The sequence below is a fragment of the Streptomyces sp. NPDC005281 genome, assembly GCF_040607495.1.
Taxonomy (GTDB): domain Bacteria; phylum Actinomycetota; class Actinomycetes; order Streptomycetales; family Streptomycetaceae; genus Streptomyces.
Window position 1 is genome coordinate 15324 of record NZ_JBEXGX010000004.1, and the last position, 26621, is coordinate 41944.

Sequence of the window (26621 nt, forward strand, 5' to 3'; positions counted from 1 at the left end):
CGTCCGGGCCGGGTCAGGAGTGCGGGACGACCGCCACGGGGCAGGGCGCGTGGTGCATCACCGCGTGGGCCACCGAACCGATCCGCACGCCCACCACGGAGTCGTCGGCGCGGCGGCCGACGACCATCAGCTGGGCCCGGTCGGAGAGCGACAGCAGTACCTGGCCCGCGCTGCCCATCTCGATGTGCTGGGTGACGGGCACATCGGGAAAGCGTTCGCGCCAGGGCCCGAGGGCCTCGGCGAGCGCCTTCCTCTCGTACGGCTCCAGGCCGCCGGCCTCGTCCAGCATCTTCAGCGAACCGGGGCTGTAGGCGAACACCGGCGGCAGGCTCCACGCCCGTACGGCCCGCACCGAAGCGCCACGGGCCGCCGCGGTCTCGAACGCGAAGCGGAGACCGGCCGCACCGTCCTCGGGACCGCCCTGATGGCCCACGACGATCTCCCGGCCGCCCGCCTCGTCCTCGGGCCGGTCCTCCGTTCGCACCAGCACGACCGGGCAGGGCGCCTCGGCGATCACCCGTTGTCCGACGGAACCGAGCAGGAAGCCGACGAACGCGCCGTAGCCGCGCGACCCGAGAACCAGGATCCCCGTGTCGGCCGCGACGCCCAGCAGCGCCTCCACCACGTCGCCACCGTCGGAGTCGATCACGTCCACCGTCACCGGCAGGCCGTCGTGCCGGTCGGTGACCGTGCGGGCCGCGTCCTCGATCATGCCGTGGACCCAGCGCGCCTGGTCCTCCCGGTCACCACCGCCGACCATGTCGTGCGGCGGCCAGTGCCAGGCGTACACCACCCGCAGGGGCACCCCTCGGCGTACGGCCTCGCGGCCCGCCCAGGCCAGCGCCGCCCTGCTCTCGGGAGATCCGTCCACGCCCACGGTGATCGGGTGGGTCATCCGCCTGCCTTCCGTCGCCGGCCCGCCCGACCGGGCGGGTGCTCTCGAACCTGACCGGTCCAGTGTCCGCCACCGAGGGCCCCGTCGGCGTCACGGCAGGACATGCCGGACGGGTGCGACCGCGCTAGGCCGACTCGCGGATCACGAGTTCCGGGTCGAAGATCAGGGACGTCGGTTCGGTACGGACGCCTGTGACGTGCTCGTCGAGGAGAGCGGCCATCGCCCCCGCCATCTCCTCCACCGGCTGGCGCACCGTGGTCAGCGGAGGCCGGCAGGTCACGGCCACGCTGGAGTCGTCGAAGCCGACGACCGCGACATCGTCCGGCACCACTCTTCCGCGCTCCCGCAGCAGCCGGCACACACCCTGGGCCATCAGGTCGTTGGCGGCGAACACCCCGTCCACGTCCGGGTGTTCGGACAGCAGCCCGGACATCGCCGCCATACCGCTGTCCAGCGTGAACCCGCCCTCGGCGACGGGTACGTACGGGTGTCCGTTACGGGCCATCGTGTCGCGGAACCCGGCGAGCCGGTCCTGGCTCGCGGCCACGCCGAGCGGCCCGGCGACCGTGACGATCCGCCGGCACCCCCGGTTCAGCAGGTGCTCGGCCGCCAACCGTGCCCCCTCACGGTGGGCGAGATCGACGTAGCTGAGGCGCACGGGGCGGGAGGGCCGGGCGAAGAGGACCGCGGGCAGGCCCGCGTCGGCGAGCAGTGCGGGCAGCGGGTCGTCGGCGTGGGTGGAGACGACGAGGGCGCCGTCCGCGCTGCCCTGCCGCAGGTCGGCCAGCACCTGGCTCCTGGTCTCCGCGGACTCGGCGAACATCAGCAGCGGATGCATGGAGCGCGGACGCAGGTACCCCACAACGCCGCTGACGACCCGTCCGAAGAAGGGGTCCGCGAACACCCGCGCGGCGAAGGCGTTCTGTTCCTGCCCCGGGGTGTCTCCCGCGCCGGAGACGATCAGTGCCACCGTCTGGCTGCGCCGGGTCACCAGCGATCTCGCGGCGCGGTTGGGCGCGTATCCGGTCCGCTCGATGGCATCGCGGACCACTTCCTGAATCCCGACGTCGACGTTGCGGACACCGTTGATGACCCGGGACACGGTCGCGCGGGAGACTCCGGCCTCCCGCGCGACATCCTCCAGCGTGGGAGCCTGTCTGCTCATGGCGGCACCCTAACGGGCATGCGCCGCCTCGGCATAGAGCGCTCTCCCCGGTCGCCCGGCACTCAGTCCGGGGTCCGGACCAGTACGGTGGCCGTCAGCGGGAGGGCGCCCGCGGAGCGGCCGACGAGCACCCGGTAGGGGCCGGGTTGCGTGCGCCACTCGTGTTCGTCCTCGTCCCAGTGGCGCAGCGCGCGGGGTGGTATCCGCACCGACACCGTGACCCGCTCACCCGGTCCGGCGCTCACCGCGTTGTACCCGGCGAGCCAGCGTTCCGGGCGGTCCAGGGGTCCGGGGGGTCCGGCGAGATAGACCTGGACAACCTCGCGTCCGCGGCGCGGGCCCGTGTTGCGTACGTCCACCCGTACGGTGAACGGCTCGCCGGCCAGGACGTCGTCGGGGACGCCCAGCCCATCGTACGCCCAGGTGGTGAAGCCGAGTCCGTGCCCGAACCAGTAGGCGGGTGCGCGGTCGTGGCGGGCCCAGGCCCGGTAGCCGATGTGCAGGCCCTCCGTGTAGTCGAGGTGTCCGCCCTCGGGCCGGGTGCGGGTGACCGGAGCGTCGGCGAGGACCGCCGGCCACGTCATGGGCAGCCGGCCGCCCGGTTCGGCCCGGCCGAAGAGCACGTCGGCCAGGCCCCCGCCTCCCTCCTGGCCCGGAAACCAGGTCAGCAGAACGGCACCGGCCCGCGCGCGCCAGGGCAGTTCGACCGGCCCGCCGCTGTTGACGACGACGACCGTGCGCGGCTCGGCGGCGGTAACCGCGCGGACCAGCTCGTCCTGGCGTCCGCCGAGTCCGAGGTCCGTCCGGTCGTATCCCTCGGACTCGCCGTACTCGGTCGAGCCGACGACCACGATCGCCGCATCCGCCCGGCAGGCCGCCCGTACGGCATCGGCCAGGGCCGGACCGTCGTCGGGCCGCGGTGGGGCCGCGGTGACGACGGTGGCCCGGCCTGTCCCCGGGGCGAGTTCGCGGCGCGCCACCACGCGCACCGCGCGTCCCGCCGTGAGGGACACGGAGACGTCATGGACGGGCGGACTCACGTGGACGACCGCAGGATCGTCGGTGTCCTTGACGAACTCGCCCTCCAGGGCGACGCGTTGGTCGACAGCGATGCTCAGGCGGCCGAAGCCGCCGACGCCGAGCGTCCACGGCCCCGACGATCCCGGAAGCAGGAGCGCGGCGATCTCGACGGTGTGCGCACCGCGCGGCAGCGGTGGCTCCAACTGCCTTCCGCTGAGGCGGAGTTCGGAGAACAGTTCACGTCCCGCCGTGTCCAGTACACGCAGGCGGACGCCGGGGCCGCCGGTGACGGGATCGGTGCACAGGTCCGTGTTCAGGGGCGCCGCCGGCGCGTCGGTCGAGGGGCCGGGCACATGGACGACGTGTACGCCCTCGCCGAGCGCGGCCCTGATGCCGGCCAGCGGTGTGACGACCCGCTCGGGGAAGACCCCCGCGCTGCCACCGCCCTGGACGCGCGGCAGGACCGCGTGCGCGCCGATCACCGCGACGGTCCGCAGCCGGGCCGGATCGAGCGGGAGGACACCGCGGTTGTGCAGCAGGACGGTACTCGCGGCCACGGCCTCCCGCAGCAACGCCCGCGCCTCGCCCCGGCCGACAGCGGGCGGTGCGGCCGTCGACAGCTCACCGGGCCTGCCACACCTGCCGGCCACCGACGATCCGCCCAGCCAGGCACACCCCGCGACGAGTGACGGTGCGCCCACCCCGCCGCACCCGGCGGCGAGCGGCCGCTCGTCGAGGGCGTCGCACGCGGCGGCGAGCCGGAGCAGTCGCCGTACCTTGTCGTCGACGGCTTTGCCGGGAACGCGTCCCTCTTCCACGGCCCGTACCAGCGCCTCGCCCCACGCGCTCTCCGGCCCCGGCATCGCGAGGTCGAGAGCGGCCAGGGCTGCCGGTTCGCCGGTGCGCACCGCGCCCCAGTCGGAGACCACCACGCCGTCGAAGCCCCACTCTCCCTTGAGGGGCTCCTCGAGCAGCGGACTGGCGGTCATCGTGGCGCCGTTGACGCCGTTGTACCCGGCCATGACGACCCGGACGCCGGCCTCGACGGCCGCCTCGAACGGTGCCAGGTACACCTCCCGCAGGACCCGCTCGGACACCCGGACGTCGACGGTGAGCCGGTCGGTCTCGGAGTCGTTGGCCACGTAGTGCTTGGCGGTGGCGGCCACTCCTTGGGCCTGGATCCCCCTGATGAGCGCGGCGCCGGTGCGGCCGGTCAGTTCGGGATCCTCGGAGTAGCACTCGAAGTGCCGCCCGCCGAGCGGTGTCCGGTGCAGGTTGAGGGTGGGCGCGAGGACGACGTCGACGCGTTTGCGGCGCGCCTCGGCGGCGAGCAGCCCGCCGAGACGCTCCACCAGGTCCTCGTCCCACAGGGCCCCGAGCGCGGACCCCGAAGGCAGCAGCAGAGCCGGATCGCGCTCGTCCCAGGACTGTCCGCGCACTCCGGACGGCCCGTCCGACAGGACCATCTCCCTGAGGCCCACGGCTGGTTCGGCCCGGGTGCGCCACGTGGTCGCGCCGGTCAGCAGCCGCACCTTCTCGCGGAGCGTGAGTCCGCAGAGGAGCGTCTCGCGCTCCGCTTCGCCGTCCGTCGTGCTCACGCTTGCGGCCTCATTTCCGGGAGAGCGCTCTCCACTGCTGTCGCGGTTCAGTTGTAGACCCCGAACTCGTAGAGCGAGTAGCCCCATCCGGTGCCGCGGGCCGTGCCGTTGACCCGTACGTAGCGGCCGGCGCCGGACACGTCGAGGTCGTCGACTCCGCCGTTGCCGTCGGTGACCGTGCGGACCGTGGTCCAGTTCTGCCCGTCGTCCGAGGTCTGAAGTGAGTAGGCCTTGGCGTACGAGGTCTCCCAGACCAGTTGCACATGGCTGAACGAGGTGCGGTTGCCGAGGTCGACCCGCAGCCACTGCGGGTCGCTCCAGTCGCTGGCCCAGCGGGTGTTGAGGTTCCCGTCGACGGCGTTCGGCGCGGCGCACGGGCAGTCTCCGCCGCCCGTCTGGGCCGAGGAGGCGGTGGCGGGCCTGCCGAGGGCGACGTTCGTCCCGCTCGGTGTGGGCGGCACCACCCGGACGGAACGGGTCTCGACGCCGACGTTGCCCTTGCCGTCCTTGGCCTTGACGTAGAACTTCCACACACCGGGCCGGTCCGGCGCGGTCACCCTGAGCCGGCCGCCGCCGAGGTCGGTGAAGGGCAGCGAGTTCAGCTGCTTGCTCTGGTCGATGTACATGCTGTTGTCCAGCACCTCGTACGTGACCGGATCGCCGTCGGGGTCGGTGGCCTTGACCGACAGGGTGAGGTCGCGGCCCGCGGGCACCTTGCCCGGGTCCCCCTCGACGGACAGGTCGGTGATCACCGGCGGGGTGTCGTCCCGGGAGGTGTCCGCCCCGTACGCCTTCTTCACGGCGAAGTACGACAGCCGTTTCTCGCCCGCGGGCAGCAGGTTGAACCAGATGCCGCCGAAGTCGTACTCGGTCCCGTAGTGGAACATCGTGGCGCCGAGCGCGACTCCCTTGTGCCCGGTGACGCAGTTCCACGCCCGGGTGTAGCCGTCGGCCTTGGCCCGGTCGGTGGGCTCGGCGGGGACGCCGTTGGCGTCGTCCGGGACCTCCCACTCACCCGCGGGACCGGACTCGGTGACGATGTAGGGCTTGGTGTAACCGCCTTGCTGCCAGGCCGACTTGATGTCACAGACGGCGTTGTAGGCGTTCACCGCGTACAGGTCCAGGTCGGGCGCGTTCTTCTTGTAGTAGGGCCAGGCGCCGGTCCACGCGTCGGTGGAGGTGACGGGGTGGTTGGGGTCGACGGCGTGGATCTTCCTCGTGATGTCGTTGACGAGCGTGGTGTACGCGTCCCGCTGTCGCTCCAGCTCGTCGCCGCTGTAGCAGTTCTGGAGCCCGAGCACGGACTCGTTCCCGACGTCCCACATCAGGACGCCGGGGTTGTCCTTGTAGGTCGCGGCCCACTGGGGGAACTCGGTGAGCACCTGGTTCTTGTAGGCCGTGTCCGTCAGGTAGTTCACGCAGCCGCCGCTGCCGGGACCGCCGCCCGGCTGGAGCCAGAAGCCGGCGATCACTCTGATGCCCTGGGCCGCCGCCGCGTCGAAGAGGGGCTTGCTGGAGGCGTCGGTGCCCCAGGTGCGGACGGTGTTGACGCCCATCGACTTCAGGTCGGGCGTGTAGCGCCCGGCGTCGGCGACGGCGGGCCCCCAGGTGAGGCCCTTGATCTGGTACGGGTTTCCGTCGACGGTCAGCTGCCAGTTGCCCTGCGAGCCGGTGACCTTGACGACGCCGCCGGCCGCCTGGGCCGGCTGGGCGGGCAGGACGAGTGCTCCCGCCGCGAGCAGGCCCGCGGTGAGGGGCGCCGCGACACGGCGCCGGGTGGTACGGGATCCGGTCATGAGTGTCCGTCCGGGATACGGGTGAGGGGATGAAGGGTGCAGGTGACGGGGCGAGGGGTGCAGACGGGGGTGGATGTGGGGTTCGGACGAGGGGTTCGGGCGCGATCCGCGCCGGGGGTGCACCGTTCCGCCGGGCCGGGGTGTGCGCCGGTCCGGCGGAACGCGTCCCTGTCCCGTCAGGGGAGCCGGTAGTTCGCGTCGAGTGCCGCGCCCGCCTCGGGGTGCGTCTGGTCGTAGCCGCGGGCGTCGCACTGGAGTCCGCCGACGACACAGTGGTCGACGAGCGCCTTGAGTGTCGGCGGGTCCCACGCGTTGAAGAAGTCGTAGTGGAAGGAGTAGCCCGCACCGCTCGCGAGCCTGACCTGGGACATGTCACCGTTGACCGGGAAGGCCATCTTGAACTCGATCATCGGCAGGGCGACCGGGTGGTCGTCCGGGCAGATGTTGTCGTTGGTGCCGGGGTTGACCACCGGATACGCCATGTGACTCTGGTGGTTGGGCGTGTCGAGGTACTTGCCGTCCCAGCAACTGGGTGCCTGGAAACGGATGTTGAGCTGGACGTCGGCGGTGTTCGGGCACTGCTGCGGGAAGTCGACGTTGAAGTAGCTGTTGCCGCACTCCCATCCCTCCACGAATCCCCGGTGGTTGCGGAAGTCCGCCGCGGACTGCATCGGGCTGCCGACGACGAACCGCAGCCCCTTCGGGAAGGACCGCACGCTGGTGTAGTCGGTGACACCGGCCTTGTAGTAGATGACCTGCGGACCCACCGGCAGCACGGGTGTGCCGCCCTTCAGCAGGGTCGGCATCCAGTAGGCCGACTTGTCGCCCGGGGCCTTGCAGGTGGTCGAACCGGCGTCGAGCGAGGCGGTCGTGCTGGCCGCGTCGGTCGTGGTGTTGCCCATGAAGGTGTGGTCGTGGGACTTGCCCGGCTGACCGGGGTAGACGATCGGGTCGTCCGGCCTCGTACGGGTCACCGAGCAGTTCGCCTGGAACTCGTGGAAGTAGCGGTGCGTCGGATCCGCCTTGGACGGGACGACCCCGGTCACCTGCGGATTCGCCGGGATGTAGCCGTCGCCGTCCGGGTCCTCCGGCGAGGAGAGCGTCGAGGCGGCCATCGCGTGAGCGGCGTGGACGACGGTCGAACCGGCCGCCGGCGAGGGTGGGCCGGACGCGGGGTCCGCGCTCATCGCCACCTGCGCCAGGCCGAACGAGGTCAGCACCAGCGCGCCTGACATCAGCATTCCTGAGACGATCTTCGATCTCCGTGCCATGGAGACCTCCTGCCACGTCGATGGGGACGGTGGGGGTCGAACGGCCGGGCGGCGCCGAGCCGGCGCCCCGCCGGACCGTCCGCGTGACGGTCCATCACATGTGCCGAGGAAACGGGAGAGCGCTCTCCCGTCGAGGAGTGTTGCGGCGGCCGCTTCCGAGTGTCAAGAGAGTTGACGAAGGATCACGAGGCGATTTGTGCGCACCTCTTGAACACAATGCCGGAGCCGTGTCCGACCCAGGGGTGAACGCATAGGACCGCCAAACAGCCCAAATCAGGGCTGGGTTGGCCTCTTTTCGCCCAATGACATGCCGGACTCCGGTCGCAACTCTTGACGCGTCGTTCACGTGGTTGAAGCATGCATCGGCGAGAGAGCGCTCCCCCGTACCTCCCATCGTTCACTTCCTGAACCAGGAGAGTCGCCCCCCATGCCTTCAACCCCCACAGACGCCCCGGACCCCGGTCGTTCCACCGTCGCCCGGCGCACCGTTCTCGGAGCGATGGCGGCCGGCGCGGCCGCGCCCGGACTGCTCGCGCTGTCCTCACCGGCGTCCGCCTCCCCCACCGAGCCCGCCTCGTCCTCCTCCTCCGTCACGTCCTCGTCGGTCCGGCGGCCGTCTGCCCTTCCCGGCGGCGGCGATCTGGGCCCGAACGTCATCGTGTTCAGCCCGTCGACGCCGGGAATCCAGGCCAAGCTCGACCAGGTCTTCCGGCAGCAGGAGTCGGCGCAGTTCGGCACGGGCCGTTACGCGTTCCTGTTCAAGCCCGGCACGTACAGCGGGCTCAACGCCCAACTGGGCTTCTACACCTCGATCGCGGGCCTCGGCCTGTCACCGGACGACACGACGATCAATGGTGACGTGACCGTCGACGCGGGCTGGTTCAACGGCAACGCCACCCAGAATTTCTGGCGTTCGGCGGAGAACCTCGCTCTCAGCCCGGTCAGCGGCACCAACCGGTGGGCGGTCGCCCAGGCCGCCCCGTTCCGTCGTATGCACGTCAAGGGTGGACTCAACCTCGCGCCCGACGGCTACGGCTGGGCCAGCGGCGGATACATCGCCGACAGCCGGATCGACGGCTCCGTCGGACCGTACTCGCAGCAGCAGTGGTACACCCGCGACAGTTTCGTGGGCGGCTGGGTCAACGCCGTCTGGAACATGGTGTTCTCGGGCGTCCAGGGCGCGCCGGCGCATTCCTTCCCGAACCCGCCGTACACCACGCTCGACACCACACCGGTGTCGCGCGAGAAGCCGTTCCTGTATCTCAGCGGCAGCGAGTACCGGGTGTTCCTGCCGGAGAAGCGCGTCAACGCGCGCGGCACCACCTGGGGGAACGGCACTCCGCGCGGCACGTCGCTGCCGCTCGGCCAGTTCTACGTGGCCAAACCCGGGGTCACCGCCGCCACCTTGAACGCCGCGCTCGCACAGGGGCTCCACCTGCTGCTGACACCGGGGATCTACCGGCTGGACCAGCCGATCCAGGTGAACCGCGCGGGAACCGTGATCCTCGGACTCGGCTACGCCACACTGATCCCGGACAACGGCGTGACCGTGCTCAGGACGGCCGACGTGGGCGGCATCCGGCTGGCCGGTTTCCTGATCGACGCCGGGCCCGTCAACTCCACGACGCTGATACCTCGACTAAGGGCCCGAATGTGCATACGCGTGTGGCCCCGCCGGTCGGCCGGCGGGGCCACAGTTTTTCGTCAGCAGCCGCTGCCGCTGTTGGCGATGCCCCAGATGAGGGCGCCGCCGAGGATGACCAGGGCTGTCAGGTACGCGATCAGGGGCCCCTTACGCATGCGGTGTCACCTCCGTGACGGGGCAAAGGCCAGCGTGGGAGTAGAGCAGGTGCGGGGCGGCCGCCTCGCCCAGCCACAGGACGGGCAGGGCCGGATGCTGCAGTTCCACGGGCCCGGCGCAGTCGAAGCATCTGGGTGTGACCTGGGCGCCAGCGTCCTGGCGTGCCCGGGCGTGTCCGTCCCGCATCCGGCCGCTGGAAGGACAGGGCCGTTTGTCCGCGCAGAGCACGCAGCCAGCGACGTGGTCGGCCCACTCGAAATATGTCTGCACGACGGCCAGGTGCAGCGGGTGACAGTCGGCGCAGCCCTGCGGCCGGAAGCGGGCCGAGATGCCGCCGAGGTCGACGAAACGAGGCTCGTACGCCGCCTCGCACCACACGCACTGGGTGCCGGTGCGCTGAGCGTCGGTGAGGTCCTGGCCGTGAGGCACCTCGTGAAGGAGGAGCCGAATGGTGTCGATGGACGTGGTCACTGTGCCAGGTCCTCCGGCATCGAACGCATGGCTACCGCGAGCAGTCGAGCCACGGCGAGCGGGCTGCACAGCTCTCCCGCGGAGTCCATGGGAACGGACCAGTACGACGCGAGCTGGTGGACGCCGATCTCGGTGCGGGTCAGGCCCGGGACGCCCAGGACGCTCTCGCGGCCGAGCATTTCGACGCCGCGGCTTCTCCAGTCGGCGACCGCGTCCGTCCATGTGACGGGCATGCTGGCGGGCACCAGCGCGTAGTAGCGCTGGTGCCGGGGATCGCAGACGACGGGGCCGGCGAGGACCTCTGCGAGGACCTCGTCGACGTGAACGGACGGCACCGGTTCCATGGCCACGGCCAGGACGAGATCCGCCGGGATCCGGACGGCGGAGAACAGGGTGCCCAGGTTCAGGATGGCGACGTCGCCATCGGCCCAGTGCGTACGTGCCTCTTGCTGGTTCGCTGCAGCCGAGAGCAGCCAGTGCTCGGCCGCGAGCCTGCGGTCGCGCCCGGGGTGGACGAGTGTGCCTGCGCCGTCCTCGACGGGGCGCAGGGGCCCTCTGGTGTGTTCGCTCATTGCTCTGTGCCTCTCCGACCCGACTCGGTGATGAGCCCTCATCGTCGGGAGGAAATACGCGCGATCCCATGTAGCGGCTACATGTAGTGGCCGTATGGTCGCTCTATGAGTGGTCGGGAACTCTGGGCTGACGGTCGTCTGCGTGTGGCGTGGACGTCCCGTGACTGGCCCACGATCATCCGCCGGTATCGGGCCCTGGCGGGCATCTCGCAGGCCGCGTTCGGCGAGCTGGTCGGGATGGACCAGGGCCGCGTGTCACGCCTGGAGAGCGGGCGGGCGCGGGTCACGAGCGAAGACGTGGTGGCCCGTTTCTCAGAAGGGCTGGCAGTGCCGATCGAGCTGGGCGGACCGATGCAACAGCGGTCGTCCGAGGAATGGGGTCCGCCGGCGGAGCTGCGCGAGCGGATCGCGCACGCGCACTACCGGGGGCGTATGGACCTGCGCACGGCGGACTGGATCAGCCGGGTCCTGGCGGAGCACCGGCGGGCCGAGGACGAGATCGGCGGCCGCGAGCTGTGGCCCATCGTCCGCTCCCAGGTCGACACGGTGACCGCACTGGTCCCGCATGCATCTGGCGACGTCGCCGACCGGCTCATGCTCCTGGCGGCCGAGCATGCGCACTGGCTGTCGTGGGTGGCCTGGCAGGAAGGACGGCGCGGTCCGGCGCTCGCGTGGATCGACCTCGCCCACGGGTGGGCCGTCGACGCCGGGCAGGACGACATGGCGTCGTGGGCGCAGCGGGTGCGGGCGCACTACAGTCTTCGGCTCGGCGATCCGATGCGGGCCCTGCGGACTGCGCAGGGCGCCCGGCACGGCGGTGCGCAGGCGCTGTCGCCGGCGGCGGAGGCGGCCGCCGTGCACCAGGCGGCGATGGCGGCCGCGGCGTGCTCAGAGAGGGACCTCGCCCGGCGCCTGGCGGACGAGTCGCTCGAACTCGCGCTGCGGGTGCCGGACGAAGGAGACCGGCCGGGCTGGCTGTACTGGCTCGACCCACTGCGTGCGCGGCTGCAGGCGGCCGATACGGCGTACGTGTGCCGTGACTGGGCTGCTGCGGCCGCGCAGTTCAGTGATGCGTTGCCCGAGCTCACCCGGTTCCCGCGTGACCACGCCCACTACCGGGCGCGGTTCGAGGACGCGCGGGCCCGGGTCTAGTCGAGGAAGCGGATGGCGATGGGCTCGTCGCCGTCGGGGAGCATGTCCCGCAGGGCTGCCTGGACGTCGGGGACGGCCGGGCCGTATCCGCCCTCGGGCGCGGGGAGTTCGACGACGTCCTCGCGGGGCTCGAGGTCGGCTGGCTCGTAGTCGTCCGGTCCGACGCCGGCGGGCAGGACGCGATACGCGATTCGGTATTCCATGACGCTGATCTACTCCCGACAGTAGGGCGCCCCCGGGGAGTCGGGCCCCGGAGGCTACGGGCAGCATATCCGCGGCCTCCGACGCCGGGCACGCAAAGATGGCCCCTGCCCTCCCGGAGGGGAGGACAGGGGCCTGTGGGACTGCTGGTGGTGTCAGCGGACGAACAGGGCCAGGAATCCGGCCGCGGCGCCCGCCATGCCGGCGAGAGCGCCGAGCGCCGGGAGCGGCCATCGGCCCCGCTTCAGGGCCTCGACGTCGGCGCGGAGCTCCGCCAGGTCCTTCTCCGTGTCGGTGCGCAGCTTCTGCACGTCTTTCTCGTTGCGGTCGGAGCGCTCAACGAGGACGGACAACGATCCTTTGACCTCGGCGAAACCGGTGGCGACCGTACCGCGGAGCCTCTCCAGCTCGACCGCTACCGAGGCCTCGGGCACGGTCACTGCCTGCTCGTCTCGGCGGCTCGGTTGGGGACGAACCAGGTGAGCCCTGCCGCGGCGAGTCCTGCCGCCACGGCGGTCAGTCCCTCCCCCGAGGTCAGGACTCCGTCCTGTAGCGCGGTCCCCAGGGACGCGAGAGCTGCCGCGACGCCTCCGACAACGGCCTTCCAGGAGCTGGCGATTCGCATGGTGAGTCCTTCCGGTTCAGGCGGTGGCGGTGAAGCCGTGGCGTGCGCCGAGGCGGCCGAGGGACGAGATGCCGGGGTAGCCGTCGGCGTCGGCGCCGGTGAGGGAGCCGCCGGCCGCCGACTTCTGCCACGCCTTGTAGGCGCGCCGGGTCCTGGTGCCGAGGCTCCCGTCGGTCGCGTACGCCTTGGACAGCAGTCCCTCGCGGTACAGGGCGTCCTCCAGCAGCAGTGCCTCCGTCTTGTACGTGACGTGGCCCTGGGCGCCGGCTGCGTCCTTCTTCATCGCGGCGACCATGTGCGCGACGGACACGGTGCGGTGCGGTGCCGGCGGCGCGACCAGCTCGACGGCGCGCGCCATGATCTGGGCGCGCTGGGGCTTTCGGAGGTCGCCCGGGCATCCGGTGTGTCCGCCCCAGGCCGCGCCGCCGACGCCGTGGTAGGTGAGGCCGTGCAGGGTGGTGGAGTCGACGACTATCAGCGGCCACGCCCACTCGGCGTGGCCCCAGGCGTAGATCCTGGCGACGCCCTCGATCTGCTCATGGGTGAGCGGCTCGTCGGGGTGGCCCTCGGTCTCCACGCTGGCGTAGTACGGGTTCCCTGCGGCCTGGGCCCACGCGTAGTCGACGCCGGTGTTGACGTACTGCTCGATGGCCCCGGACTTGGACACCCAGAAGTCCGAACTGGCCTCGGCGGCGGCGTTGTTGAACCAGCCGTACGGGCTGTTGTTGCCGTCCTGGACGTGCAGGACGAGCCCGCGGTGTTCCTTCACGCCGTTGGGGTGGTGGTTGACGACGGGGCGCCACAGGGCGCCGGGCATGCGGGTCATGCTGCCTTCCTCACAGGGGTTGGTGACGCGTCGGCGCGCGGGTGGCTACGAGAGGAGCTTGACGCGCATGTACGAACCGGCGCCGAGCTTGCTGCCGGTCGCGTTGGAGGTGGCCTGCGCCCACTGCAGGGCGAGGGTGCCGCCTGTTGTCGTGGTGACGACGGCCTCCTCGATGGCGGCGCAGAGGTTGGAGGCGCTGTCGCGGGTGCCGTAGGTGGACGCGGTGGTGAAACCGTGGACACCGAACCGGCCGGTGCCGCCGGAGCTGGTGCCGGAGAGGATGACGCCCTGGTCGGGGCCGATGCATGACCGGTTGCCGGTGGCGCTCGCCGGTACGAGCCATTGCGTCTTGAAGCGGGCCGCGTCCAGGGCCGCGAAGTGCAGGTACATCTCGACGCGGTAGACGGAGTTCGCGGCGAGGGTGCACTGCAGGTCGGGGTCGGACGCGAACGTGGTGGAGCTGGTGATCGTGGTGTCGCTCGTCTTGTACGTCTCGACGGGCAGCTGCCCGTACAGGTAGTTGAGGGGGTTGTAGACCTGGGCGAGCCACCAGGCGTCGGAGGCGGGGAACCCGGCGGTGGCCGGGGTGAGGGTGGGGCGGGTGGTCACGGTGCCTCCGGCGTCATCCGAATCCGAACAGGGGTGAGGTGCCGCCGAAGAGTGCGGCAGCGTCGAAGCACGACGGGTAGCTGCCACCGGGCGGCAGAGTGGAGCCCGGCAGCGGTGAACAGATCACGTCGCCCGCGGTGTGGCTCTTGGTGGTCGGGGCGGCGAGGGTGAGCTGCACGGTGCTGTAGCCGGCCGACACGGTCTGGACGGACTGCACGGTGACGGTCTCGACGTTGGCGGTGCCGTAGCCGAGGACCATGGTGAACCCGGCCGGGATGACCGCCTGCGCGGCGATGCTGTTGTTGCCGGAGACCGGGCCGACGGTGATGACGCTGACACCGGAGGCCGGGGACGTGGTCAGTGCGGCCCAGGCTGCGGAGATGATCCAGTACCGGTACTGGGAGTTCGGGGAGATCTGGGCCCGCAGCTGAAGGACGGCGCCGGTGTCGTCGCCGGACCACTCCATCTGCTCGATGAACCCGTCGATCTGCTTGGCCGGGGCCAGCGTGGGGCGCTTCATGACGCGGACCAGGTCGGCGAAGTTCAGCTTGCTCACCTTGACCTGCACGGACGGGCTGTGCGCGAGGTCGACGGTGAGGGTCTGGAGCCGGGTGTGCGGGTCCTTGTACAGCGACAGGAGGTAGTTGGCCATGCCCAGGCCGGTGACGACCGACTGGGGGTTGATGGTGCGCGTCAGGGTCTGGGGGAAGTACGCCGCCTGGCTGGTGGCGTCCTGCACCTCCCGCATCCGGGTGACGTCGGTCGCGTCGCTCGCGCCGTCGCAGGTGACCTGGATGTCGTTGTAGAGGTGCGCCGGGTCCTGCTCGAACTTGATGTCGTCCTTGACCGGGATCTCGCCGCCCGCGAGGTTCTCGCCGAAGGTGGCGACGGGCGTGTTCTGGATCCACCGCCACAGGTGCCCGTGCAGGGAGGGGTTGCCGTTGCGGTCGGCGGAGAACTGGCCGTTCTCGGTGTCCGCGCTCTCCTGGATGGCGTCCAGGGCCGTGCGGCCGTTCAGGTCCATCGCGCCGAGCGTTCCCTGGCTGCCGAGGTACGAGAAGCTGGCTGCCGAGCCGGGGTGGAACGCGGCGAGGCTGAGCAGCCGTGCGATGCGGGTGCTGACGGCGTCCCCGGACCAGCCCAGGGCGAACCCCCGGGTCATCTCTCCCTCGCTCACCGCGTCGAGTTCGGTGTTCCACTGCCCGAAGAAGGCGATGTCGCCGTTGAAGGGGCTGGTGTTCTCGCCGTTCGTCGTGATCATGGCGCCGATGGCATCGACGGTGTACGTCGACGACCCCATCGAGGCCGCTGCGGTCGGTGAGGAAAACACTCCGTCGACGACCAGTCGCGCCGTCTTGCCGTCCGAGGACAGGGAAATGACCGCGCAGTGCCAGTTGCCGTCGCAGACGGAGACGGGGTTGAGGACGTAGCAGCTGGCGGTGTTGCCGGCGTTCTGCAGCTTGATACTCAGCTGGCCGGTGTTGTAGATCTCCAGGCTCGCCACCGACTGGTTCCCGGATCCGGTGATGTAGCCGGGCCCGGTCGCGGCCCACAGAGTGGCGGTGTTGAAACGGCCGCCGGTGCCGGGCTGGTTCGTGGTGCGGAAGCAGATGACCCGGGTCCATCCGCCGTTGGGCAGCATGAGCCGGTCGGTCCCGTCCCACGGCGCGAGGTAGGTGGCCCCTGCGCTGGTGCCCAGGGCGGCCGCCTGGTTGCTGGACAGGGTGGTCACCGGGCCCGGTACCCCCCACAGGGTCCCCAGATCGCTGGTGGAGGTGATCGAGGCGCCGGTGACGATGTTCGCGCCGACGATGTCCAGGCCTCCGGTGCCGACCTGCGCTCCGGCGTAGGGCAGGAATGCACTGCCCGCTGGCACGTCCGGGCTGGCACCGGGCGCGGCCAGGTCGTAGAGGCATTGCAGGTTGCCCGGCTGGATGGCGGACGCGTAGCCGGGCATCACGTTCTGGTAGGTGAGCTGGGAGAGTGGGGCCAGGGCGTCCACCGCGGTGACGTCGACCAGGCCGTACTTGCCGTTCTTGTCGTAGGACTGCGGCCACCGCTCGACGAACCCCTGCCACAGCTGGACCCAACTGCCGGAGCCTGCCCAGCCGGTGGCGGCCGCCGCTTGCTCCAGCTGCCATCCGGTGGCGCGGACCGTGGTCGCCGACGTGGTCGTCGCGGTGGTGGCGATGGACACGACGGCGAACGCGGCGCCGGCCGGCGCCGTGCCCGCACAGTTCAGGCGCGCCCAGCTGGTGGTGATGGACGTCGCCGAGCTCGTCGCCGAGCCGAGCAGGGTTCCGGTGAGGCTGTAGAACTGCATCCGCAGCTGGAGGCCGAGGCTGCTCATGCCTCCGGAGGCCAGCTGGAGGTCGATGCCGGCGGCGTAGGACGCTCCCGGGGTGACCGTGGTGCCCTCGCAGTCGAACGAGGCCCACGACCTGGTCGCGCCGCTGAACCCGAAGACGGCGCCGGACCCGGTCGCGTTGGGGACGGCCCAGGTGTGGGCGGTGGTCAGCCCGGACAGGGACGCGGACAGGCCGGTGGCAACGCTGATCGTGCCCGCGGATGCGGCGAGGCTCGTCGCATCGGTGCCGTTGGTGATCCACGAGTAGAGCAGGTTCCGGCTGGGCTGGACCTGCCAGACCAGGCGGGCCCGCCGGTAGGGCAGCACGTAGGGGTAGAAGAACGAGGCGCTGTTGTCTGGGTCGAAGGCGCCGTCGAGGTTGTCCAGGGCGAAGGTCATCGACCCGGAGGTGACGGTGTCCAGCTCGTACTGCCGTCCGGCGACCGTGGCTTTCCAGTTGCCGCGCAGCCGCTTGGACACGGTGTACCAGTGGTTCGGGGCGGTCGAGTTTCCGCCCGCGTTCCAGGCGATCTGGACGAGGACGCGGGGATAGGTGGCGATCAGGGGGTTGTCGTCGAGAGGGAATCCGGGTGGGACGGTCACGGCGAGGGCCCCCTTGGTCAGATCGTCTTGGCCGAGAGGCCGTTGCTGGTGTTCCGGCGCTCGTGCTGGAGGGCCCGGCGCTGCATCTTCTGGAACAGCACGTCGCCGTCGAGCTGCACGATGGTGGTGAGCTCCAGCACGCCGCCCGCTGCCCCGGCAGCGCCCGCGAACGCCGGTGCGCGCACGCCTGCCAGTTTCGGGACGGCCGGCATTCCGGCCGCCGAGACGGCCCCGGCCATGGCGAGGGCGGCGGCCTCGGCGGTCCGGGTGGTGGCGTGGATGCCCCGGGCGAGGCCTGCGGTGATGAAGGTGCCGATCTCGTGGAACACCTGCGACGGGCTGTGGATCTTCAGCTCGTGCTTGATGGCGGCCGCCATCGCCTTGGCGATGTGCGCCATCTGTTTGGCGATCGCCTTTTGCTGGCTCTTCAGGCCTCGCACGAGGCCCTGGGCCGACTGGATGCCGGCCTTGTACATCGCATCGGCGGTGGCCGAACCGATTTTGCCCGCGGCGGTCTTGGCCTGCCCTTGCAGCTTGTTGATCTCGGTGATCTGGGCCTTGCTGCCGCCCGCGAGCGCCGCGGCGGTGTCTCCGCCCTGGTCGACGCCGGAGTCGGCGATCTGCTGCACCAGGTCGGCCCGCAGGCCCTCCTTGCGCAGCTTGATCAGGTCCGCAGCGAATTTCTTCGCCTTGGCGACCTGTGCCCGCATATTCGCCACGACGTCCTGGCTCGTGAGGGCGACCGAGCCCTCGGGCAGCGCGGTGACGACGGAGACGTTCTGCATGACGCTCGAGGCGACGTCGTCCCGGACCTTCTTCCAGTCTTTCTGGAGGTCCGCGAGCTTCTTGTTCGCGGCCTTCAGCCTGATCGTGATCCGGTCGCGCTGGTTGGCCAACTGGACGAGGTGGGCGCCGTCTCGTTTGACCAGGGCCTGGAGGTGCCGGTGGCCGGCGGACCCGAACTGGCGGTAGAGCAGCGACGCGATGTGCGCGGCCGTGGTCTTCACCCGGGCCGTGGACGCGGTGAGCCCCTGCACGAGGCTGGAGATCACGTACGTCCCGATCGCGATGTACTTCTTCCACGCCGGGGTGACGACCAGCTTGCGGGTGAGGTGCCGCACCGCCGTGTGCGCGCGGTGAGCGTGATCGTTGACGCCCTTGGCAATGCCCTCCGGGATGCCCCTGCCGACGTGGTCGGCGAACACCTTGGAGGGCGAGTTGATGCCCAGGAACGACTTGGCGTGATCCAGCGCGCTACTGGCCAGGTGCTTCAGCGCGCCCCACAGGGCGCTGCCGGCGTGCTCGACGCCGTGGACGATGCCCATGACGATGTTCTTGCCGATGGACAAGAACTTTCCGCCCCAACTCTTCGCCGCATTCCAGGCGGCGGTGAGCTTGCTCGCGATGGCGTGCGTGACCTGGCCCATGGTCGAGGAGATGACGCGCCAGGCAGCCTTCACCGGGCCCGTCATCGCGGACTTGATCTGCCCCCACCAGGACGCCGCGGTGCTTGCGATGGCGCCCCAGGCGGAGCTCAGCCAGCCGGAGATCGTGCCCCAGATCGACTGGAGCCAGCCCCAGACCGCGAGGATCGGCGTCATGACCGCGGTGGCGATCACACCCCACACGGTCACGGCCGCCGACTTGATCACGTTCCAGACGCTCTTGAGGAACCCGCTGACGGCGTGCCACGCGGTCTTGCAGGCGCTGATTATCTGCTTGTGCCAGTGGTTCCAGATCGCGAGCAGGATCGCGATGGGCAGCGCGAAGATCACCAGGAGCAGGGGCCACCACTTCTTGAAGAACGCGGTGATGGAGTTCCACACGGTCATCGTGGTGCGCTTCAGCCACTGCCAGGCGTGCACGACCGGGTCCGCCACGGCGTGCCAGGCCGACGAGAAGAAGCTGCCCATCGCGTGCCAGGCACCCTTGACCCAGTTCACGGTGGAGTTCCAGGCGGAGACGGTGCCGTCGCGCACCGAGTCCCAGGCGCCGGTGACGGCCCTGGAGACGTCGCCTGCGACCTGCTTGACGTAGCCCCAGACGGCTTTCCAGTGCATCGCGAGCAGGATGATCGCGGCGATCAGTGCGATGACTCCGACGACGATCCACGTGACCGGGTTGACCGCGGCCGCGGCCGCCATCTCGTACAGGGCGGCGGTGAGTGCGGAGATGGCCACGACCAGGACGACGCCGATGGTGATGGCGAGGGCCTTGGCCGCGTTGCGGTGTGCGGCCAGCCAGGACGCACCCTTGGCGACGACACCCATGATCTTCTGGAAGGTGGGCAGCAGGAACTGCCCGATCTGGATGCCGAGCGCCTCGGCGGAGGCCTTGGCCTCGGCCAGCTTCTGATTGTAGTTCTTCTGGACGTCCGCCCAGCCCTCAACAGACTTCCCGCCGGCCTTGACGTGCTCGTCGATGCCCTTGGTGTTGCGGATGAAATCTTTCATGTGCGGGCCGGTCAGCTGCAGTGCGGCCTGCATGCTCTTGGTTCCGCCGACCATGGTGGCGAGCGCGCCGACGTAGGTCTGCTGCTGGGGTGGCAGGTTGGCGAGCGCCCGCTGGAACTCGGTCGTGTTCTTGCTCGCGCCCTGCAGGTGCCGGATGAGAACCGTTCCCGCCGGCCCCATCTTCTTCTGGATGGCGTCCGTGAGCATCGTCAGCGTGGATGCGAGGCCTCGCTTGCCGAGGTTCTGGCCGACCTCGACCGCGGACAGCCCGAGGTTCTTCATCTCGGTCGCGGCCTTGTTGGACGGGTTGGACAGCTGGCCGATGGTCTGGCGCAGGTAGGTCGCCGCCACTGCGGCAGGGGTGCCCTGGGCGGTCATCGTCGCCATCGCGCCGAGGACCTCGTGCAGGCCGACGTGCGCGGCGGCCGCGACCGGCAGGATCGTCGACATGCTGCCCGCGAGCGCTTCGAGGTTGGTCTTGCCCTCCGCCTCGGTCGCGATCAGGGAGTTCATGACGTCGGTGACGGAGCCCGCGCCCATCTTGTAGGCGTTCATCGCCGTGGTCGCGGCGTCCGTGGTCGTATTCAGGTCGGCGGCACCGACCTTGGCGCCCATCGCCGCGGTTTTGAGGACCTTGAGGGCGTCCGCGCCGTGATACCCGGCGGACTCCGTCATGTACAGGCCCTTGGTCAGCTCCTCCGTGGACTGGCCGACCTGTCCGGCCATGGAGAGGACGCCCTGGCCGACGGTCTGCATGTTCTTCGCCGACTCGCCCGCGCCGGTCCGCACGCGCGTCATCTGGACCTGAAAATCACCGGCCATCTTGACCGTTTTGACTGCAACTCCAGCAGCGGCGATGCCGATTCCGGCGATCGCAACCTTGGACAGGCGGCCCGTTCTGGCGAACGCGCCCTCAGTCTCCTCGGCAGTACGGCGGGACTCCCGGCGCACGTCCGTCATCGCACGACGGACACCTGCGGAGTTACCCAGGAACTCCACGAACACGGGAGGCAGGCCGGCCATGGATGCACCCCCCTCACGTCTTCAGTTATCGGACTGCGCGGCCCCAGGCCTCGAACCACACCTTCGACATCAGCGGCTCAGCGCGGCGGATCCCGGGGGCGAAGTACGGGTAGAGGCCCTCGTTGCGCTTCTTGTACAGGTTGCGGACACCGCCGCCGACACCGACGCCGCCCTGATATCCGGCCAGGGTTCGGCGGGGCCGGCGCACCCCACCGACGCCGCGGCTGAGCGTCCCTGTCAGCCGCCCAGGGCCACCACCCTTGGTCGCGTGATGCGGGGACAAGTTCAGTTTCACCGTGGCCCCGGTGCGGGATGACTTGCCGCGGTGGTCCCAGCGTGGGCGGCCACGAAGGTTCGCCCGCACCGACTTCTTCGCCAGGGCCTGGGTGGCCTTGAGCGCACGAATGGTGGCGAGATCGACGTCCCGGCGCATCAGCTCTAGGGCCCCGTCCAGCTCTCGCAACCCGGTAACCCGGGCGATGACTTCACTCATCCGCGGTTCGCCTCCTCCTGTGCGTTGGCCTTGGCCTGCTCGACCGCGCCGTCGACCGCGAGGATCCAGTCCAGGCGCTCGGCGGGCAGGTCGAGCCAGGTATTCGGCGGTCCGACCACCCGGCACAGCTGCCAGTCCCGGTACGCGTCCAGGGGCAGCTGGTGCGCGGGGTAGTCGTGTTTCCCCTCTAGCGCTACGCGGAGGCGGTAGAGGGCTCGGTAGGGCTGTTCGCCTCGGTCGACGGTGAGAAGTCCGGACCGGCCGCGAGCGCGCCCTCGGCGCAGATCTCCTTGAGCTGGTCATAGACCTTGCCGGGTAGGTCCTGCAGCGCGTCGAGGGTGACCTCGGGGCCATACGACCAGCCCACCACCCGGGAGACGATCAGCCGGTCGTTCAGGTCGTCCATCAGCTCCAGGGCGTCATCGCCCATCGCCGCGGCCATCTGCACAGCCTGCGCCTCGTCGATGTCCTGCACCGCCTTGACGCCGCTGGACTGCGCGTCCTTCACGACTTCGGCGAACGCCGGATTCTGCGCCAGTTTCATCTGGATGGTGCGGACCGGACGACGCAGCCGTTCGGGGACCTCGTCCATCGCGCGCAGGTCGGCCCAGCCATCGCCGGGCAGCTGGTGACGGGAAATGCTCATGAGGGTGAGTCCTTCGCCTACTTGTAGGTGCTCGCGGCGATCGCGTTCTGCAACGTCGCCTTGATGGGGCTGTAGCCGGCCGAGGCGCCGACGTCGGTGGTGTTGCCGATGGCGGTGAAGCTGACCGGCAGCTCGATGTACTCCTTGCCGTAGGACGGGGTGCCCTCGGTGTAGGCGACCTGGCTGCAGTGCAGCGTCAGGCCGTTGGTCGTCGCGGCGGCGCCCTGGGTGTAGATGCAGTCGAAGGACTGCACGGTCCCGGCCTGGAACGCCGTGCGCTGGGCGGTCGACTCCATGACGAGGCTGAGCTTGCCCTCGACGGAGATGTCACCGGTCCAGATCCGGTACGGGTTCTGGGTGCCGGCACTGCCGCGGATCGCGGTCATGTTCCGCTTGATCGTCAGCTCGCCGTCCTGCACGAACGTCGCGACCCCGGCGATCTGGTTGGTGATGTTCCAGTTCGCGACCGGAGCGACCGAGGTGAACGAGGGCGTCGGGCTGGTGGTCGTCGCATACGGCCAGGACATCGCCTTCGCCGACCACTCGAAGAGCCCGTCCGCGTTCCACTTGAACCCCAGCTCGGAGAACTGGGCGCCCGGGTACTGCCAGGTGTTGAGCGGGTCGAAAATGGTCCAGGTCTGTGGGGTGGGCTGTGTGTCGCCCGTGCACAGGGTCGAGAAGACGTGCGTGAACGGCGCGCTGGCGCCGGTGGTGACCAGGTCGGGCAGCACGCTCGCGAGCATCCAGCCGATGGTGTCCGCGAACACGTCGCCGCCGATGTCGAGCTCGGCGCCCTTCTGCCCCGGGTAGAGGCCGAAAACATCGACCGGGGCACCGCGCTGCCCGGTGTCCTGGATCAGGTTGACGTCGTCCTTGGGCGTGAGCGTCTTGTATGGCACCCACTTGGTGGCGGCGACAGGCGTACCGGGCGTGACCTCTTTGGCCACGCCGAGCACGGCGAGGTGGGACGGCTTAGGCATCGCTGCTCTCCTGGTTCTGCTCGGCCTCGGCCGCCGCGGCGGGCGCCTCCGGCTCCGGGGTGGGCTCCGGGTCCGGCGGCGTCCAGTCGCCGTCACCGGGGTTGCGCTCGAGGGAGTACCGCTTGCCGGGCTCGGGGGTGAGGCCGAGCGTCGGGTAGTAGCGGCCCTCTTCGCCGGTGTAGGTGTAGCGCCGCACAGCGGCCCCCTTTCACAGGGTCTTGAGACAGTCGATGCCGATCTCGATGACGGCCTGGCGCCCCTTGTGGTCCTCGGTCCAGCCGTTCGTGTGCGTCGCGGAGCCGGGCTTGCCGCGGTCGACGGCGCCACCGAGGGAGGGGTCGGAACGGACGACGGCGACGACCAGGTCGGCGAGCGCGCGGGCCCGGGCGAAGGTGCCGACGGGGTCGTCGCCACCGCGGTAGACGTCGACGGTCACGGTGATCGTGTAGTCCTCGCGCAGCCAGTACGCGCCGCCGGAGCCGACGGTGTTCTCGGGGCTGTACTGCTGGTGCACGTCGCCGATGTTGATGATCTCGTCGGGCTGGTAGGTGCCGGGGCCGTCCAGGCACACCAGGACGCCCTTGCTGTCGGCGAGTTGAGCGGTGAGGCCGTTGAAGATCCACATGCGGGCGGCCGGGATGCTGGACGCGGGGATGTCCCCGATGGGCGTGGTCATGCGATCCCCGGAGGCCGCTTGAAGGGCTGCCACAGCTCAAGGACACGCTGCGGCAGGGCGAACCCGGTCGGTACACCGCCGGACTCTCCGTCGAGGTCGGCGCCGCCGAAACGCGGCCGGCCTCCCTGCTGGGTGAGCTGGAAAAGGTGCCGGATGAGCTCCAGGGCGCCGAGCCGGACCGTCCACGGGATGCCGCCGGGCGGGGCGGCGGTGTAGACGACCTTGACGTTCTTGATGCCGGGCGGGAAGCAGACGGCACCGCCGGTGGCCCGGCGGACGATCTGGCCCCGGTCGAGGTCGACGGTGTAGCCGTAGGCGTCCGTCGAGGTGCCCAGCGGCTGCTCGGTCAGGACCCAGGTCGAGGCGGACACGTACTCGGTGACGGACAGGACCGTCGCGAGCGGGAGCCAGTCCAGGGTGATGGTCGGGTTGCCGCCGTTGTGCCACTCGGTGTGCTGCTCGGGCAGCAGCGGTCCGACTACGTCCCGGGCCAGTTCGCCGGCGGCGAGGATGAAGCCCTGCAGCTCGGCGTCCTGGCTGGTGTCGGTGACAGGCAGGTTGAGGTGCGCCTTGACCGAGAGGAGGTCGACGATCTGCTCGACGCCGAGCGGCCGCACCTGGAACTGGCTCTCCGAGGCATAGCCGATGCCGGTGCCGGTCGCCGTCCAGCGGAGCAGCCAGATCCCGGCGACGGCGACCGCGGGGACAGCGGCTACGTACAGGCCACTGCCGGCGGTCGACGTCGCCGGGGTGGTGACGATCCCGTGGGGGTCGGTGACCGTCAGGGTGACGGTAGGCGTACCGGTGACGGGGGCCCCGGTGTCGTCGAGGATCGTTTCGGACAGCCGGACGTCCTGGCCGGCGTAGTAGATCAGCGTCACGAGGGCCCCCTCTCTCCGGTCAGGTGGCGACGACGCGCGGCACGAATCCGATTGCCGACGGGGTCGCGATGGTTGCCGGGGCGGTGGTGGTCAGGGACGCGCCGGAGTTCTGCGCGAGGACCAGCTCGCCGGGGACGAACCCGGAGACCGCCGCGGCGACGGTGCCCGAGCCGAGCAGGCTCGGCGGGGTGGTGGCCTTCACCATGACGCCGGCGTAGTAGATGCCCGTACGGGGGATCGTCACCGGCGAGGCCAGGGCGAGCGTCTTTGAGGTGCTCGCCGCCCAGGCCGCGGTCAGCTGGTCTGCGGTCTGCCCGAGCAGCGCCGGAGTGGTGCTGTCGTCGTACAGGGCGAACCACCAGTTGGTGGGAGTGCCAGCAGGCGTGGAACCGGACTTGAAGGTCAGGTTCGTGACGGTGTCACCGGCCTGCAGGTACAGGGCCGCAGACTGCATGACTTGGGTGGTCAGCGACGCGAAGTCGGACACGGTGGCGACCCGGTCGAGGTTCGACCGGTAGGTCCCGGCGGGCTGCCCGGACACCATCCACTGGGCGTTCTTGGTCGGGTACCGACCGTTGGCGAGCGGAGACATCAGGCGACACCGCCCCGGGACTGCGGAGGCTTGGCGGCCGCGGTGTTGCGCTTTCCGCTGCGCTTGGGCGAGTCCTCGGCCGGGGTGTCCCCGTCGAGCGCGACGCGGATCGCGCGGGCCTGTTCCGCTGCAAGGCCGGCCTGCCCGTCGTGGCCGTTCGCGAGCAGCTGCTCGGCGCGCGTTTCCATCTTCTCGGCCTGGTCTTCCAGTTCGCTGCGGACGCGGTCGATCTGCGCCTGGACCTCGCCGGTCTTCTCGCGCCGCGATTCTCGCGGCCCGTTCTCGCAGGTGGCCAGCTCGTTACGGAGCCCGGCCAGTTCAGCGACGCGGTCATGCATCGCACACTCTCCTCACTGGGGGAAGGACCCCGGGCCGCCGCACCCTCGAACAGCGGCCCGGGGAGCTGGGGTCAGAAGCCGGACGGGGCGACCAGCCCGGTGCCGGAGATGACGGAGATGGCCTCCGGGCGCCGGTCGGCCATGAAGGCCGCGTAGTTGTAGACCTGGAAGCGGACCTGGAGCGTCCCGCTCAGAACCTCCTGCAGGACGCGGGAGCGCATCGAGCCCTCCCACAGGTACAGGTCGGAGGTGCGCGTCGCGATGATGCGCTCCTCGTTCGTGCCGCCGCCCAGGTTGTTCGGGATGTTGCCGTCGGCGAGCAGCGGGAAGTTGATCATCCTGCCCACGGGGCCCTCGACGTCGCCGCCGGTCTGCAGGGCGAGCGGGTTGAAGGGCGACTGGGTCTCGGGAAGGATGAACGGCCTGTTCTGCGAGTCGAGCTGAGAGGCCATCCAGAACCAGCGCGCCGGCGTGAGGAACACCGCGGTGGGCATCATCTTGCGCTTGGTCGCGACCTGAGACAGGGCCTGCATCGACGGCAGGTACAGCTCCGGGAGCGTCGGCGAAGCGTCGGTGTACGTGATGCTGTTGATGCTGCTGACGTTCAGGACACCCCTGAGCTGCCCGGCGGTACCGGAGCCGTTGATGCACTGCAGGTCCAGCTTCATGTTGTAGTCCGCGATCAGGTCCGCGAACGTGATCTCGTCGAAGCCGACAGGGCTCTGGTCCAGGAGCTGGATCGCGACGTCCTGCTGTCCGGAGAGCGTGCGCACCGGAGCGGAGACGGACGTGTCCGTCAGGTCCTGCGAGGGGACCGCCGCGGCGTCGGCGGTCTGGACGTCGACCTTCGTGCCGGTCGCGACCTTCGGCACGTTGATGCTGTCGGTCCCGGGCGGCAGCGTCATGTTGCGAACCGAGTTGGCGAAGGTGCGGCCGAACCGCGGCAGGTCGATGTACTCGTCGATCAGCCACAGCGGCGGCACGAAATACCCGCCCTGGCCATCGGTCCTGTTCGGGTTGACGCGCTTCTCGAAGACGGTGCCGCGGCCGGCCCGGGCGTTGATGTCCCGGTCGAGGCGGTCACGGTCGCGTTCGGCGGCCGCGCGGCGGGCGGCCTCGCGCTTGGGCATCTCGACGTCGATTTCGGCGCCGTGGCGCTGCAGGCGGTCCAGGGCGCTGGAGACGCCGCCGTCGCCGTCGCCGCGGTTGAGCTGGACGCGGGCGAGGTCGAGGAAGTAGCTGTGCCCGGAGTCGCGCTCGTACGTGCGCGGCTCGGAGAGGATCTCGGCGCGGCCGCCCAGGCTGTGGCGGCGGGCGATGTCGGCGGCAGCGTCGTCGCGCTGCTGCTGCTCGTCGAGCTCGGCCAGGCGCACGTCGATGTCGCGAATTTCCTGCTCGGTCGCGTCGAACTGCTGCTGTTCCTCGGTCGAGAGCTTCTCGCGGCTCTCGTTCTTGGCCGTCTCCAGCAGGGTGTCGAGCTGCTTCTTGCGCTCGGCACGCCGCTCGATCAGCCCCGGGATGAGTGCGTTGGGCATGATGGCGATTCCCTTTCGGGTGGATGGTGGTGGCGTGCCTGCGGCTCGGGTG

General features: G+C 70.3%; 24 protein-coding genes. 2 read left to right on the forward strand and 22 right to left on the reverse strand.

What is annotated here, in order from left to right:
* Window positions 1–13: 13 nt before the first annotated feature.
* The 5 genes from ABZV42_RS07120 to ABZV42_RS07140 form a co-directional block, all read right to left on the reverse strand.
* Window positions 14–895 carry a universal stress protein gene (locus ABZV42_RS07120; protein WP_355979976.1) on the reverse strand — a complete coding sequence of 294 codons (882 nt, stop codon included), beginning with the start codon at window positions 893–895 and terminating at the stop codon, window positions 14–16.
* A 124-nt stretch (window positions 896–1019) separates the two neighbouring features.
* Window positions 1020–2060, reverse strand: a complete 1041-nt coding sequence (locus ABZV42_RS07125) for a LacI family DNA-binding transcriptional regulator (RefSeq protein ID WP_355979979.1) — start codon at window positions 2058–2060, stop codon at window positions 1020–1022.
* Window positions 2061–2122: 62 nt separating this feature from the next.
* Window positions 2123–4678, reverse strand: coding sequence for a glycoside hydrolase family 3 C-terminal domain-containing protein (locus ABZV42_RS07130; RefSeq protein ID WP_355979982.1), 2556 nt, complete (start codon window positions 4676–4678; stop codon window positions 2123–2125).
* Window positions 4679–4725: 47 nt separating this feature from the next.
* Entirely contained in the window at window positions 4726–6474 is a 1749-nt protein-coding gene (locus tag ABZV42_RS07135; RefSeq protein ID WP_355979984.1) for a discoidin domain-containing protein, read from the reverse strand.
* A gap of 176 nt (window positions 6475–6650) precedes the next feature.
* Window positions 6651–7745 carry a DUF1996 domain-containing protein gene (locus tag ABZV42_RS07140; RefSeq protein WP_355979987.1) on the reverse strand — a complete coding sequence of 365 codons (1095 nt, stop codon included), beginning with the start codon at window positions 7743–7745 and terminating at the stop codon, window positions 6651–6653.
* Between the two features lie 427 nt (window positions 7746–8172).
* On the opposite strand from ABZV42_RS07140, the gene ABZV42_RS07145 reads away from it, so the two are divergent.
* Both ABZV42_RS07145 and ABZV42_RS07150 read left to right on the forward strand, forming a co-directional pair.
* Window positions 8173–10272: a hypothetical protein gene (locus tag ABZV42_RS07145; RefSeq protein ID WP_356051075.1), complete on the forward strand. Its 2100-nt coding sequence runs from the start codon at window positions 8173–8175 to the stop codon at window positions 10270–10272.
* 422 nt (window positions 10273–10694) lie between these two features.
* Window positions 10695–11741: a helix-turn-helix transcriptional regulator gene (locus tag ABZV42_RS07150; protein ID WP_356051077.1), complete on the forward strand. Its 1047-nt coding sequence runs from the start codon at window positions 10695–10697 to the stop codon at window positions 11739–11741.
* On the opposite strand, the gene ABZV42_RS07155 is transcribed toward ABZV42_RS07150, so the two are convergent.
* The 17 genes from ABZV42_RS07155 to ABZV42_RS07235 form a co-directional block, all read right to left on the reverse strand.
* On the reverse strand, window positions 11738–11944 hold the full coding sequence (locus ABZV42_RS07155) for a hypothetical protein (protein ID WP_356051079.1): 207 nt from the start codon (window positions 11942–11944) through the stop codon (window positions 11738–11740). The two genes, ABZV42_RS07150 and ABZV42_RS07155, sit on opposite strands and share 4 nt — an antisense overlap.
* Window positions 11945–12097: 153 nt before the next feature.
* Window positions 12098–12382: a hypothetical protein gene (locus ABZV42_RS07160; RefSeq protein ID WP_356051081.1), complete on the reverse strand. Its 285-nt coding sequence runs from the start codon at window positions 12380–12382 to the stop codon at window positions 12098–12100.
* A complete protein-coding gene (locus tag ABZV42_RS07165; protein ID WP_356051083.1) occupies window positions 12379–12567 on the reverse strand; it encodes a hypothetical protein in 189 nt (62 codons plus the stop codon). Before ABZV42_RS07165 ends, ABZV42_RS07160 begins: the two co-directional genes overlap by 4 nt.
* Before the next feature lie 16 nt (window positions 12568–12583).
* Window positions 12584–13393, reverse strand: coding sequence for an N-acetylmuramoyl-L-alanine amidase (locus tag ABZV42_RS07170; RefSeq protein WP_356051085.1), 810 nt, complete (start codon window positions 13391–13393; stop codon window positions 12584–12586).
* Window positions 13394–13438: 45 nt separating this feature from the next.
* Window positions 13439–14002, reverse strand: a complete 564-nt coding sequence (locus tag ABZV42_RS07175; RefSeq protein WP_356051087.1) for a hypothetical protein — start codon at window positions 14000–14002, stop codon at window positions 13439–13441.
* A gap of 13 nt (window positions 14003–14015) precedes the next feature.
* Window positions 14016–16952, reverse strand: a complete 2937-nt coding sequence (locus ABZV42_RS07180) for a LamG domain-containing protein (RefSeq protein ID WP_356051089.1) — start codon at window positions 16950–16952, stop codon at window positions 14016–14018.
* 17 nt (window positions 16953–16969) lie between these two features.
* The gene (locus ABZV42_RS07185; RefSeq protein ID WP_356051091.1) at window positions 16970–20428 is read right to left on the reverse strand and encodes a phage tail tape measure protein; all 3459 of its coding nucleotides are present in this window, start codon (window positions 20426–20428) and stop codon (window positions 16970–16972) included.
* Window positions 20429–20453: 25 nt separating this feature from the next.
* Entirely contained in the window at window positions 20454–20921 is a 468-nt protein-coding gene (locus ABZV42_RS07190; RefSeq protein WP_356051093.1) for a hypothetical protein, read from the reverse strand.
* On the reverse strand, window positions 20918–21040 hold the full coding sequence (locus ABZV42_RS07195) for a hypothetical protein (protein ID WP_356051095.1): 123 nt from the start codon (window positions 21038–21040) through the stop codon (window positions 20918–20920). Before ABZV42_RS07195 ends, ABZV42_RS07190 begins: the two co-directional genes overlap by 4 nt.
* Before the next feature lie 74 nt (window positions 21041–21114).
* Window positions 21115–21567, reverse strand: a complete 453-nt coding sequence (locus tag ABZV42_RS07200; protein ID WP_356051097.1) for a hypothetical protein — start codon at window positions 21565–21567, stop codon at window positions 21115–21117.
* A 17-nt stretch (window positions 21568–21584) separates the two neighbouring features.
* A complete protein-coding gene (locus ABZV42_RS07205; RefSeq protein ID WP_356051099.1) occupies window positions 21585–22547 on the reverse strand; it encodes a phage tail tube protein in 963 nt (320 codons plus the stop codon).
* Window positions 22540–22743 carry a hypothetical protein gene (locus ABZV42_RS07210; protein ID WP_356051100.1) on the reverse strand — a complete coding sequence of 68 codons (204 nt, stop codon included), beginning with the start codon at window positions 22741–22743 and terminating at the stop codon, window positions 22540–22542. Before ABZV42_RS07210 ends, ABZV42_RS07205 begins: the two co-directional genes overlap by 8 nt.
* Before the next feature lie 12 nt (window positions 22744–22755).
* A complete protein-coding gene (locus ABZV42_RS07215) occupies window positions 22756–23223 on the reverse strand; it encodes a hypothetical protein (protein ID WP_356051102.1) in 468 nt (155 codons plus the stop codon).
* A complete protein-coding gene (locus ABZV42_RS07220; protein WP_356051104.1) occupies window positions 23220–24104 on the reverse strand; it encodes a hypothetical protein in 885 nt (294 codons plus the stop codon). The genes ABZV42_RS07215 and ABZV42_RS07220 overlap by 4 nt, the downstream gene beginning before the upstream one ends.
* A gap of 19 nt (window positions 24105–24123) precedes the next feature.
* Window positions 24124–24696 (reverse strand): hypothetical protein, encoded by a 573-nt coding sequence (locus ABZV42_RS07225; RefSeq protein WP_356051106.1) that lies wholly within the window; start codon window positions 24694–24696, stop codon window positions 24124–24126.
* Window positions 24696–25034, reverse strand: coding sequence for a hypothetical protein (locus tag ABZV42_RS07230; RefSeq protein WP_356051108.1), 339 nt, complete (start codon window positions 25032–25034; stop codon window positions 24696–24698). The genes ABZV42_RS07225 and ABZV42_RS07230 overlap by 1 nt, the downstream gene beginning before the upstream one ends.
* A 71-nt stretch (window positions 25035–25105) precedes the next feature.
* Window positions 25106–26569 carry a phage major capsid protein gene (locus ABZV42_RS07235; protein ID WP_356051110.1) on the reverse strand — a complete coding sequence of 488 codons (1464 nt, stop codon included), beginning with the start codon at window positions 26567–26569 and terminating at the stop codon, window positions 25106–25108.
* Window positions 26570–26621 lie beyond the last annotated feature (52 nt).